Origin of the sequence: Dyadobacter sp. 32 (assembly GCF_902506755.1) — a bacterium.
Classification (GTDB): domain Bacteria; phylum Bacteroidota; class Bacteroidia; order Cytophagales; family Spirosomataceae; genus Dyadobacter.
In genome coordinates this window covers 2,088,068-2,100,701 of sequence record NZ_LR735258.1, presented here as the reverse complement: position 1 = coordinate 2,100,701, position 12,634 = coordinate 2,088,068, and the positions used below count along the sequence as shown (strand labels likewise).

7 protein-coding genes are annotated in these 12,634 nt (G+C 45.9%); 2 read left to right on the top strand and 5 right to left on the bottom strand.

What is annotated here, in order from left to right; all coding sequences use genetic code 11:
• Positions 1-99 precede the first annotated feature (99 nt).
• Positions 100-1,518, top strand: coding sequence for a neutral/alkaline non-lysosomal ceramidase N-terminal domain-containing protein (locus DYADSP32_RS08350; protein ID WP_149243154.1), 1,419 nt, complete (start codon positions 100-102; stop codon positions 1,516-1,518).
• Positions 1,519-1,561: 43 nt separating this feature from the next.
• On the opposite strand, the gene DYADSP32_RS08345 is transcribed toward DYADSP32_RS08350, so the two are convergent.
• The 4 genes from DYADSP32_RS08345 to DYADSP32_RS08330 form a co-directional block, all read right to left on the bottom strand.
• A complete protein-coding gene (locus tag DYADSP32_RS08345; protein WP_149243155.1) occupies positions 1,562-1,990 on the bottom strand; it encodes an ester cyclase in 429 nt (142 codons plus the stop codon).
• A gap of 66 nt (positions 1,991-2,056) precedes the next feature.
• Entirely contained in the window at positions 2,057-2,650 is a 594-nt protein-coding gene (locus DYADSP32_RS08340) for a Crp/Fnr family transcriptional regulator (protein ID WP_149243156.1), read from the bottom strand.
• Between the two features lie 396 nt (positions 2,651-3,046).
• Positions 3,047-5,215 carry a polysaccharide lyase family 8 super-sandwich domain-containing protein gene (locus tag DYADSP32_RS08335; protein WP_149243157.1) on the bottom strand — a complete coding sequence of 723 codons (2,169 nt, stop codon included), beginning with the start codon at positions 5,213-5,215 and terminating at the stop codon, positions 3,047-3,049.
• A gap of 534 nt (positions 5,216-5,749) precedes the next feature.
• A complete protein-coding gene (locus DYADSP32_RS08330; RefSeq protein WP_149243158.1) occupies positions 5,750-6,634 on the bottom strand; it encodes a sugar phosphate isomerase/epimerase family protein in 885 nt (294 codons plus the stop codon).
• A 329-nt stretch (positions 6,635-6,963) separates the two neighbouring features.
• Between DYADSP32_RS08330 and DYADSP32_RS08325 the strand changes: the two genes are divergently transcribed.
• Entirely contained in the window at positions 6,964-8,667 is a 1,704-nt protein-coding gene (locus tag DYADSP32_RS08325; RefSeq protein WP_149243159.1) for a hypothetical protein, read from the top strand.
• Between the two features lie 118 nt (positions 8,668-8,785).
• Here the strand turns inward: DYADSP32_RS08325 and purL are convergent, their stop codons facing one another.
• Complete coding sequence (gene purL, locus DYADSP32_RS08320; RefSeq protein WP_149243160.1) at positions 8,786-12,478, bottom strand: phosphoribosylformylglycinamidine synthase; 3,693 nt, start codon at positions 12,476-12,478, stop codon at positions 8,786-8,788.
• Positions 12,479-12,634 lie beyond the last annotated feature (156 nt).

Here is a 12,634-nt window from a genome sequence, read left to right as displayed (position 1 = left end):
TATCTGCAAAGGTAGCTGTCCTGGCACCAAAATATCAGCGTGATCAGTATTTCGCCTTCAAATAAAGAACGCCGTGTGCGTTGCCCGGATTGTACAAAAATGAGTACTATCCTTATTGAAACTCCATCCATTATGAAAGACCATCGCCTCGTTCCTTTTGCCTTGCTGTTCGTTATCAGTTTTTTGTCAATTGGCCACGTTTATGCCGGAGACAAGAAACAAAAGCTGGTTCCGGTTGGAGTGGCGCGCATAGACATTACACCTGACAGGCCCATCCGGCTCACGGGTTATTCCGACAGGAGTGCTTCATTTGACAAGGTTCACCACCGGCTCTGGGGTAAAGCACTGGCTTTTGGTGATGCAAAAAACGGCTATTCTTTGTTGATCACAGTGGATTTGCTGGGTATCCCCGGGCGCATCACCGAGCAGGTAAGAAAGGCACTCGGGAAGGAATTGGGGATTCGGCCGGAGCATGTATCGATCTGTGCCTCTCACACCCACAGCGGTCCTCAGATTGGCAGTATTATTTCTCATTTTAACAAACCACTTTCTCCTGACGAGCTGGCCGAAGTTGCTCTGTATTCTCAGGGGCTGGTCCCCAAACTCACCGAAGTCGCCCTGCTGGCGATCAAAACAATCCAGCCTTCCCTGGTTTCCTGGGGACAGGGAGAGGTGGGTTTTGCCGTAAACCGTAGATTAAATTTTAATCCAAATGGTCCCGTGGATCACGCCATGCCGCTTTTGAAAGTTACTAAACCCGATGGGACAGTACGGGCTGTGTTGGCTAGTTATGCCTGTCATGCCGTTACCCTCGGGCCCAAAAACAATGTAGTGCACGGAGACTGGGTAGGTGAAGCACAATTGCAGATTGAGCAAAATCTACCTGCCGGGGCTATTGCGATGGTATCGGTAGGCTGTGGTGCTGACCAGAATTCCAATCCCCGGATGGACACCAAAAATCCTGCTACAGATTTGGAAAACGCCCGCATACAAGGCAAAAGCATTGCCGATGAAGTAAAGCGCCTTGTTGACTCTCCGTTGCTGACTCCATTGCAGAACCTTCCAATAGCCAGGCAGAAGTACATTGACCTGGATTTTGCAACCATGCCCGATCCGCTCTCATTAGCCAAAGACGCCAAAGGGGCGGGCCGTACAAGTAATTATTCCAACCTGCTGCTGGGGCGCCTTGCCCGTAGCGAAATGCCCGACAAAATTTCCTATCCTGTCCAGGTGTGGCAATTTGGGAGAAACCTGACGATAATCTTTCTGGGAGGAGAAGTTGTGGTAGATTACGGATTGCGGCTTAAAAAGGAGTTTGGTAAAGACAGGATCTGGGTCAACGCCTATGCCAATGACATGCCCTGCTACATACCTTCCTTGAGGGTATTGAAAGAAGGTGGCTACGAAGCCGAATCGGCCATGATCGGCTACGAAAAACCATCCAAATTCACCGAAGATGTGGAAGAAAGAATCATGAATGCGATCTATGAGCTGATGGGTAGCAGAGGTTTGAAGTGACAATTTCAGGTACCAGACCTGATCTTGAAAATTTTAATCCGGCCTACAACGGAATTTTACAACCCTTAGATGTTTTCCGGAGTTGGTCTTCAATGGAATTACCGTCAAGTAGCGCCCAGTGTGCTATGATCTTTCCATCGGACAATTGGTAATATCGGTATCCGACTGCTGAGATTTTTGAAAGTGTCGGTTCGATTTCTCTCCACACACCGATGTGTTTGAGCTGTAAACGTATTTTTAGCATCACCTTGTCGTGCTCGCACACCATGTCTTCAATGGAGGTCCTATGCTCAAAGGACTTCCCCATTCCCATAATCCAGCTTTTCATGCCCTCCATGTTTGCGGGGAGTGCGGACGGTAGCGAATGGTCAATGAAATCGGGGGAAATGTAGGCGTCAATTTTTTCAAATTGATTATTATTCCAAATGTCCTCGATGAAATTTGTAACGATTGATCTGTTATCTGAACTCATTTTTAATTTCGCTTTATATGAGTTACAAAGGTAAATGAAGGGAAATGCGTCAACCTGTGACAATGGTCACAAAGCGTTTTGACTTACATTTTTTCGGACCCTGCTTAACGTTTCCCTCGCCATTCCCAGATATGACGCCAGTTGAGAAAGCGTAAGCCGTTGAAATATTTCGGGGTGATGTTTCAGCAGATGCAGATATCGCTCTGTTGGGGAATATATTTTGAACAGGTTGGCGTGCGCTTCCTGGGAGATCAGAAGTTGTTCAAGCAGGTTGCGTCCAAATGTTTCTATTTCGGGAAAGCTATCATAGAGCATCAGAAGTTTGTTTTTGTCAAATTCATAGATTGTGGTCGGTTCTCCAGCTACTATGGTCGTGTGGGAAGGAATGGAGGTGCGCAGACTTTTAAGATTTGTCGTAAAGCTACCTTCAAAAGTAAAATTGGTGTTTACATCGACGCCATCTTTCTCAACGAAGGTTCTCAAATATCCTTTTTCAACGAATACAATCGTCCGGCATATTTGTCCGTGCCTTAGAATTGAATCCCCCTTCAAAAGTTGGCGCTGGACAGCCAGTTCAAAAAACGCACGCATACCTGAATCTGAAAGTGTCGCCAGGCTGGTTAATTTTTTGTGCAGTAGCGTAGTCGGATTTTTTGTCATTTTATAGGAAGTGCAAACTTATTTGTTTTCTGCGTTTTAGATTACCTGATCAACCGACCTACGAATATAACAGGGCTAACACCCCTCTTTTATGGAATGCCTGTTTAATTTTTCTACTAAGATAACAGGGCTAACGCCCCTTTGGCGAATGGTTTATTATTTTCTCTACGAAGATGTCAGGGCTAACGACCTTTTCACTTTTGTTTGATTTGGGGCATAAATGAATTTATAAATACGCACACCAAAATTTAAGTTGACAAAAGCGGGGCGTAGCCCTGTCCTCTTCTTAGCAAAAAAGTTTTCCAACGAAGTCGCAAGGATTTTTCAATGCAATATTTAGGGTGTTTTCGCCAGTGGCAAAGTAATCACATCCCATAAGCCTTGGTGAAGCATTGCCTAATTTAACACGATCTGAACGCTTTTTCCAAGATAAACTCCCTGAGGGAGGTCCACGATAAAGAGTGTGCTGTTTTGTTTTTCATCAATAACGGTCCGATAGCTGTCGCCCTGTGCTTTGTAAATGCCGGTAACTGAAAGTAGCATCCTGCTGAGTTTTCTGGACGGATCAGCCAGGGTCAGTCCCTTTACTTTACCATCTTTTGTATTTACCATTACCATTCCCGGGCTGTCCAGGCGAATGTTCAGGCCTTTGTCAATGTCAATGGCACCGGCTGTGTGGAAAGCCAGCTGGCTTATCCCGAGTTTGGTTTGTTTTACCGCCTGAAGTGCGGAGGTGTTGGATAGGATTTCTATAAAACGATTATTTGAACTGGTCTCATTCAGGTCCTTCTCGTTGATGTTTGGCACTACTATGTACTCGTAAGATCCCGCGCTGGGTTTGGCTCCATGGTTGTACCAAAGTTTGAACACGTCCTTGCTCAACACGTCCTTGCTGATGTTTTTCTGATCTGTGATGGCGGCCCAGGTGCCTGTTTCTGTCTGATTGGACAAACTAACGGTGGCCGGCTGTGGGAATATGTATCCGATCTTGTCATGGTGCACCCATTTAACCTTCTGGATCACCCGGTTTCCTTTTGTGACGATTTGTTGGCTGCCCTCCTGCATCATGGTTACGTCGCTGCGAAGCAGAGACTGATTTACTGTGGTAGCCACCTCCATATTACCCTTGGCTTTGATGTCCGTACCCAGGCAAACGTATTCTTCGTCAAAAAAGAACCAAGTTTTTTTTGCCTCCATTGGGTCATGCGGGCTTTTGAAATCAAACACCACGGCTCCGTAAAGACCGTCGGTGACTGCGCCTACAAAATCCGTAAGTCCCTCTTTCTGTATTTCATTGGGGCCAGGGAGCTGAGGTTTTTGCATGATGGTGGTGCCGGATATCTTCTGCCAGTCGTACACTGGCCAGATGTTGAGGTATTCGTCACCCTTAAGCATCAGATAATTGGTGCCGTCGGCCCGGTGATGAGTCAGTTTGCCGGGGCCGTTGTAAGGTTCTTCCATGTTTCTGTTACGGGTCGAAAACATGCGCACCGTGGTGTAAAATGCCGGTCGCTGGAAAACAAAATGTTCCGTTTGCCAGAAGAATTTGGCAAATGAGGCAGAAGGTTTGGCTTCACCTTTTCGCAGTCGTATAATCTCTTCCAGTTCTTTTTTACGGTAGTCTGTGCTGATCAGCACGCGCTCTATTTCAAGTGTACTATACGGTTGGAAACTGGAAGGATTGGATATGCTCCGGTTTTTGACACTGATATCCTCGTAAATGCCGTAAACCATCTGCTTGTAAATCCCGTCGAGATAATAATCGACCAGCTGATTTATCTTGTCTTTCGAAAACGCATAGGGCGTCCCAGATACATAATACGACCATTCGCCATAGGCATTCGCATACTTGCCATATCCATACGAAGAGGTATTATTTACCCGGTCGATGCGGTGGTGAAAGCTGTAATCGTGCTGCATGCCCCTTTCGCCGGTTCCAAATTTAAGCTCACCTTCAATGATTTTGATGATGTTGTCAAACTCCTTGTAATCGTTTTGGAATAACAGATTTTTGGCAAGGATTCCGGCGATTACGATCCTGTCCCCACTGGGTCGCGCACCTGAGGCATTCATATTAGCCCGGAAGATCATTGGCTGTGCTTTGGCGACCAGATCCTTCGGAAGTTCGTCTCCAATCACCAGCATGAGGTTTCCCAGGTTGGTGGGTGTGGTGATCTGATTGTCGTGCCAGTTGTCACCTACAAAATCGTTTTTTACCCAAAATTCCAATCCGTTGATAATGAGGGCTTTTAAAGCTTTGCTTTTGAAGTAGCGGGACGATTTATTTTTGTAGGCCTTGGCCATATACACTAAGTCACGTGTGTGTCCGCCATGGGGAAAGCTGGCTGTCCGGCTCAGATCTTCATAATTGATTCCCTTAAAACTGCCGTCAGCGTTCATTTTGTTCATGAGTAGTGCTACATGTTCATCCTCAGTTTTGGTTTGCATCAGGTCGGCTACGATGCGCTCTTTAATGATTTTCACATCGTTTTGTGCCATACACAGAGACGTGAGTAAAGTGAACATGGAAATGGAAAAGAGGTGCTGGCGTAGGAAATTTTTCATTGGTAACGGATCTGGATACAATTTTTTCGGCTTTTGTTTATAAAGCCTTTCCCACAGGACGCATTTTGTACCCTGTGCCCCCTTACACGAAGCCGTTTATCTTTGAAAGAAGGAGGATGTCTGCCAGCGGTGTAAGCTACCGAACATGGCCATTAAATAACAGATTAAGCCTTCACAAGAATAATACTGCAATTTGAAGATGATCTTGAATTCTCAAAAGATCAGGGATTCTCAAAAAAATAAGAACTTCGAAACCCGAAGTTCTTATTTAAATACCCTCCTTACTGTTCATTAGAGTGGAACAGTGCTGAAATATACATACATACCTTAATTTTTTGGCGAACGAATGATTTAACGGCAAGATCAATGAGCCAATGGTGAGGATGTAAGATGTAAAAAGTGAGAAGTGAGATGTTGTGAGATGTGACCGGGCCGCCGGGCGGATGTGAAATGGGACCGGGCGGGGCGGATGTGCGATTGCATACTGGTGTGCCGGTGTGTTGTGATCCGGCACACAGTTGTAAAAGGAATTTATCAGCTGAGTTCTGCTACCATTTTGTCGAATACTGCCCTTTGTTCCCGCATGGACTTAATTTTGTCGGCAGGATCTGTGTGACACTCCAGGAGCACCCAGCCTTTGTAGTTCATTTTGATCAGGTTGGATAGCAACTCTTTGTAGGGATAATCGGTATTATTTACTTCGCGTACGTGAATGGTATCTCCGAATCGGTTTTTTACAAGTTCAAAATTTGACTGAAATCCGTTTCCGTTCAAATCTTCCTTATTGCAATTCCAGCATATTTTCGCGTTAGGGTGATTGGCATAGTCCATGATCTTTTTGATATTCGGAAGCTCCTGCGTTTCCTTTCCGTGAACCTCAAGTCGAAGTTGCTGGCCAAAATCTGCCGCATATTTTGCCAGTTCATGAAGCGACTCCCCGATTTGTTTCAACGTTTTTTCAACAGGAACATCTTTGTGTAAGGCATTGGGTTTTACTTTCACACCAGACCCACCGATATCAGCACCCAGTCTGATAAATTCTTTCGTACGCTCAATGGAGGCTTTAAGCTTTTCCTGGTCCGGATAATCATATTGTTGGTTGGTACCCAACCCGACGATCTGGACGTCGCTGTCGGCAAATTGCTTTCGTACTTCCAGACGTTCCGCCTTACTAAGTTCGGGGGAAACCTTATGCGCATGTTCTACACGCAATTCCACACCCAGTATTTTTGTCTCCGAACAATTTTTGATCAACGTAGGTACGTCCCAGTTTTTTCCCCATTGGTAAGTGACAAGCCCGAGTTTCATCTTTGATTTTTTTAATTCCGGCTCCAATGCGAGGGCATCAAGGGATAACATGGATACCCCCGTTAGTATGGATATTTCTTTCAAAAATTGTTTTCTATCGATGGGCTTCATTAGAATTGAGTTAAAAATGGAATGATGGTCTTCTGCACAAAGGATTCAATGCGGCTTATTTAATCACCCGTGGGCTAATTCTGGTTGATTATTTTAGCTGAGGCAACCTGGTGGGGTTTAGCATTGTGTTTGTCACAACAGTAAAAAATGATTGTATTTTGTACTGCCATCCTAATTCTTCTTACGAATTTTTCATTGATTTTCAGCTTGTTAGTGATCTTGTTTTGCTTTTCAACTGATCCGGCTCTCCTTTTTTGCCTGTAACTTGTGTAATTTTGCAGCCCCAGGCCGGACGAAGAAGTATTCTGAGCCCAATTAAAACAACACTGATGAAACTTGACAGGATTCTTCCCCTTTCGATTTGTGCAGCCATAATCATTTCTTTTTTTTTCTTAATTCTTAAAAATTCCGTAAATATTCCCAATGGTGACGACATGTATTGTCTGTTGCTTTTTACCCAGCAATTTCAGGATGCTTCTGGTGTGGTGGAACGGTTTCAGCTGCTCATTCAGCAATGGGTCGAACACCGTATTGTTTTTTCCAGGCTCAGCGCTTTGGCCTCTTACGCGCTGCATGGCGGTCAGGTCAATTTTGTAACGATTATCTTTTTGGGGAATCTTAGCCTGGTGGGATTTGTGCTTTTGTTCAGGAAAATGCTGCTGAAACTTGGTGTATCCATGTATTACCTTATTCCAGTTGTCTTAACCCTTTTCAGCCCGATTATGTATGAGGGGAATCTTTGGGCCGGGGCTTGTACGGTGTATATGCCAGTATGCTTGATGGGTTTGCTTACTGCTTACCTTCTTGCCCATCCGTCCAGGGGGAGATTTGTAGCTGCTCTGGGTGTGGCTTTGCTTGCTACATTTTCGTTTGGAAACGGCATGTTTGCTTTCGTTGCCGGTCTTTTCATCCTTATTTTTCAGCAGCAATACCGACGGGCTGTCATTTGGTTTATCATCATGGTTAGTGGCGTGGCCTTCTATTTTCACAATTTTTTTAATGCAAGTGCGACCGATGCATTCAGCTTTTCGGCCCATTTTCAGCATCCCAGCTATCTCTTTTATAATTTGTTTTCCTTTTTGGGTGGCATTTTGGATTCTACTGAAAATAGTAATATGCCCCTTCAACCGAACAATATACCCGGTGTGATCTTCGGTATTTTGCTCACGGTGATCACACTTTTTGGGGTATATCACTTCTTCTTTGGCAAAAGTGCCAGGTCTCGCAATGGTAAAGAGCGGGTGCCAGAAATAGCCTGGCTGGGCATGGTGGCATTTTTTGCGCTGACGGCATTGTCCATGGCCTATTCTCGAACGTCGGGTGAAAGTGTGAATACGTTGTCGAGTCGCTACAAAATATACTCAATGATCGCTTTTATTCTGGTATATATTTGGTGCCTCATGGCCATCCGTAGAAAAACGGTAATAGGTTGGCTCTTTGGGGTTTTCAGCTTTTCTTTATTGGCATTCAATTATTATGCTACTTACGGCAAACTGGCCAATTTCAAATCAGTGCTTCTGGCCGGACAATATAACTTTAATAAAAATCATCAGTGGGTGATTTACCGCCACACTGCCTATTATGAAGGGGCTAGCCGGGCCGTGTGTGATACAATCCAAAGTAAGGCGAAACCCGTCTTTGCGTTTGCAAAACCATTCCAGGACCTTGACCATGAGGCGCTCAAAAATGGGAAGACACTTTCAGATATTCAAATATCAGAGAGCAAAAATTGCCACGGATTTGTCGGTAACTGTTTGGTTGTCAATTCGGATAGCTACCCGGAAATGGGAAATTTTGTTTCAGGAATTTACCTGGTAGCTTATAATGACAAGAACATTTTTCTGTTCCCGGCTATTCCCAAAAGAAACGGCCGGGTAAACATGCTGACCCAGAGAGATTATTTCAAGCCCGGATTCTATGTTGATGAGAATTTCGGGAAAAGCCTGGGCGTGGGCGTAGAATACCAGCTAGCCGTTTTTTGTCCATCAGCTAAGGAAAAGATCCGATTAATTGATCATAAGATTAAAGGATGATCTGTATATCAAAATCCAGGTATGAGGTTTTTCAGTGATAGGTGCGCAGGATGTTTTTGACCCAAAAAAGAGCCGCTATCTTTCAATATGCGGCTCTTTTTGCTTTTATACAACCACGTTATTTCGTCTGTTCCTGTACCCATTTGCGGGCATTGACAAAAGCTTCCAGCCAGGGTGTGCATTCATCGTTTTTGTTTTCTTCGGGGTAGTAGCCACACTGCCAGGGGAAAGTAGTCCTTTCCAGGTGCGGCATCATGGCCAGGTGCCTGCCATCGTCTGAAACAATTCCTGCCGTATTGAACGGAGAGCTGTTGGGGTTGGCAGGGTAGGTGCCATGGCTGTAACGCAGCGCGATGTTGTACGTTTCCTCCGGGAAGGGGAATTCGAATTTACCTTCTCCGTGTGCCACCCAAATGCCCAGCTTCGAGCCGGAAAGCGATTTGAGCATCACCGATTCCGTATCGGGCGTCACGTCCACATTCAGGTAGATCGACTCAAACTTGCCCGAACCGTTGTGAAGTAGCCTGGCTTGTTTTTCATGCGATGGGTAAATCAGTCCCAGATGTACCATCAGCTGGCATCCGTTGCACACACCCAGGGAGAGCGTATCAGGTCGGGCGTAAAAATTGTCCAGGGCCAGTTTCGCTTTTTCGTTATATAAAAATGCGCCGGCCCATCCCTTGGCTGAACCTAAAACATCACTGTTGGAGAATCCTCCCACGAAGGCTATGAAATGAACATCGCTCAGATCCTCACGGCCTGCTATTAGATCGGTCATGTGCACGTCCTTCACATCAAATCCTGCGAGCCACATGGCATAGGCCATTTCCCGGTCTCCGTTAACCCCCTTTTCGCGGATGATCGCTGCTTTGATTCCGGTGCTCGTTTTACGACCGTGGCCGATCCCGTAGGCGTCGAGTGAACCCGTGAAGTTTTCCGGCAATTTGAATTCGAGTCCGTGGTTTTTGTAATTTTCAAAACGCTCTTTGGCATATCCGGAAGCCGTTTGTTTTTCATCCAATAGATAGGAAGTTTTGTACCAAACATCACGAAAGGCGGGTATGTCAAACACGATCTCTTTACTTCCCAAAAGTACCGTAAGGGAAGTATCGTCGATGACCGTTCCCAGAATGGAGGCCGAAACGCCTTTTTGAGCCAGCATTTCTACAATTTGCCATGCGTCGCGCACCTGTATTACCAAAGCAGGATTTTCAGCAAAGAGCGATTTTACCAAACTCGATTCTTCCAAAACTGCCAACTCTGCATGGATACCAATACCATTTTCTGCAAAACACATTTCCAGCAAAGTGGTGATCAAGCCGCCACTTGACACATCGTGTCCGGCAAGTATTTTGTTCTGGTCAAGCAGTTCCTGGACCGCATTGAATGTTTTTTTAAACTGTGCCGCGTCGGTAATGTCCGGAACTTCTGTGCCCAGCTTGTTTAATATCTGAGCAAATGACGACCCGCCAAGCGATAGCGGTACCTGGGTGAGTGGAATGTATACCAGCTCGGTTCCAGCCTCTTTCAAAAGATTTGGCGTTACCCCCTTGCGAACATCAGTTACTTCACCCGATGCCGAAATGATGACTGTGCCGGGAGCGTATACCACGCCATCCTTGTATTTCTGGGTCATGGACAGGGAATCCTTTCCCGTAGGAATATTAATCCCAAGTTCACAAGCAAAATTACTTACGGCTTCTACGGCCGCATACAACCGTGCGTCTTCGCCTTTATTTTTGCATGGCCACATCCAGTTGGCACTCAGCGAAATACCGCTCAGGCCGCCTTCGATAGGAGCGAAAACAATGTTGGAAAGTGCTTCACCGATGGCTATCCGGGAGCCCGCTGCGGGGTCGATCAGTGCCATCGTAGGTGCGTGACCTACTGCGGTGGCCACGCCACTTTTGCCACGATAATCCAGGGTCATTGTTCCGTAATTGCTCAAAGGCAACTGTAATGACCCAACGTTTTGCTGCTGAGCGATTTTACCGGTTACAGAACGGTCCACTTTGTTGGTCAGCCAGTCTTTGGAGGCAACGGCTTCCAGCTGCAACACGGCCTCCAGATATTCGTTTATTTTTTCTTCGTCAAATGTTATCTCCTCAAACGAACTCGTCTGGGTATCATCATTCATGATCGTCTTCGGAGGATTTCCGAACATATCTTCCAGGGGCCAGTCAATTGGTTTTTCCCCGGTTAATGATGATTCAAATGTGAACTGGTGGTCGCCGGTAATGTCTCCAACTACGTATAGCGGAGCTCTTTCTCTGGCTGCCACATCCTGAAGCACATCCAGGTTTCGCTGATTGATCACCAGTCCCATGCGTTCCTGCGACTCGTTGCCAACAATTTCTTTGGCTGAAAGCGTAGGGTCTCCGACGGGCAATTTGGAAAGGTCAATCTTACCACCTGTACTTTCAACCAACTCCGAAAGGCAGTTCAGGTGACCGCCCGCGCCATGGTCGTGAATGGAAACGATCGGGTTTTCTCCACTTTCCATCATGGCCCGAATGGCGTTGTAAACGCGTTTCTGCATTTCAGGGTTCGAACGCTGGATTGCATTCAGCTCTATAGCACTGTTGGAAGCGCCGGTATCCAGCGACGAAACGGCACTGCCGCCCATTCCGATCCGGTAATTATCACCCCCCATCACCACGATTTTATCACCTTCGGCAGGTATTTGTTTCAATGCATCTTTCAACACACCGTAGCCAATACCACCCGCCTGCATGATCACTTTGTCGAAACCGAATCGCCTGCCATTTTCTTCATGTTCAAAAGTGAAAACGGAACCATTGATTACCGGCTGGCCAAATTTGTTTCCAAAATCGGATGCTCCGTTGGAAGCCTTGATCAGGATGTCCATTGGAGTCTGGTACAGCCATTCGCGCTCTTTCATCCCGTTTTCCCATCCACGGTTATTCTCCAGGCGGGAGTAGGAAGTCATGTACACCGCGGTTCCGGCCAATGGAGCGCTGCCGATTCCGCCGGCAATACGGTCACGGATTTCTCCACCAGAACCCGTGGCAGCTCCGTTGAAGGGTTCAACGGTGGTTGGGAAATTATGTGTTTCAGCCTTTAAGGAAAGGACAGATTCAACCTCTTTTATTTCAAAAAAATCTGGCTTGTCCTGCGTTACTGGTGCAAATTGCTCCATCACCGGTCCTTTGGTAAAAGAAACGTTGTCTTTATACGCCGAAACGACTTTGTTTGGATTAGTCTCCGTTGTTTTTCTGATCAGTTTGAACAGGGAAGACGGCTTTTCTTCACCATCGATTACAAACCGACCGTTGAAAATTTTGTGACGACAATGCTCCGAGTTCACCTGCGAAAAGCCGAATACTTCAGAGTCAGTCAGTTTACGATTATTTTTTACAGCTACCGAGTCCAGATAATCGATTTCCTGCTGGCTTAGAGCCAAACCCTCTTCCTGATTAAATGCGGCAATATCTTCAATATAACGGATGGGTTGCGGCAGAAGGTGAATGTCAAAAACTTCCTGGTCCAGTCCATCGTAAATGACTTCCAGCATCTTGTCGTGTGCATCATCCGCACCATCAGCTACGAAGAATTCTTCAATCCTGAGGATGCCTGTAATGCCCATATTCTGGGTGATTTCTACCGCATTGGTAGCCCATGGTGTAAGCATTTCTTTACGAGGACCTCTGAAAAAGCCACTTAAAGTATTGTCTGTCAATACCTGGCCATCAAGCAGCCAATTGAGTTTTTCGGTATTTTCTTTGGAGAATTGTTGTTCGGTGTGAATGGCGTAGATACTGCCGTTGAAGCTTCTTGCGAAAACGATCATGATGCTGCTTTAAATTAAGGTGCAAAGATACGATTTGGAGCCGGGAACATCCTAATGAGAGGGGAAAAAGGGTTTGCTTTGCTTCAAAAAAAACGGACATTATTCCTTTCAAAGGAATTCCTGCCTATTTTTGAATCATCGTCCTACACCCTGATC

Excerpts from the sequence above, each read along its gene's own strand:
- DYADSP32_RS08350 (WP_149243154.1), top strand. The coding sequence starts at position 100 with ATGAGTACTATCCTTATTGAAACTCCATCCATTATGAAAGACCATCGC.
- DYADSP32_RS08345 (WP_149243155.1), bottom strand. The coding sequence starts at position 1,990 with ATGAGTTCAGATAACAGATCAATCGTTACAAATTTCATCGAGGACATT.
- DYADSP32_RS08340 (WP_149243156.1), bottom strand. The coding sequence starts at position 2,650 with ATGACAAAAAATCCGACTACGCTACTGCACAAAAAATTAACCAGCCTG.
- DYADSP32_RS08335 (WP_149243157.1), bottom strand. The coding sequence starts at position 5,215 with ATGAAAAATTTCCTACGCCAGCACCTCTTTTCCATTTCCATGTTCACT.
- DYADSP32_RS08330 (WP_149243158.1), bottom strand. The coding sequence starts at position 6,634 with ATGAAGCCCATCGATAGAAAACAATTTTTGAAAGAAATATCCATACTA.
- DYADSP32_RS08325 (WP_149243159.1), top strand. The coding sequence starts at position 6,964 with ATGAAACTTGACAGGATTCTTCCCCTTTCGATTTGTGCAGCCATAATC.
- purL (WP_149243160.1), bottom strand. The coding sequence starts at position 12,478 with ATGATCGTTTTCGCAAGAAGCTTCAACGGCAGTATCTACGCCATTCAC.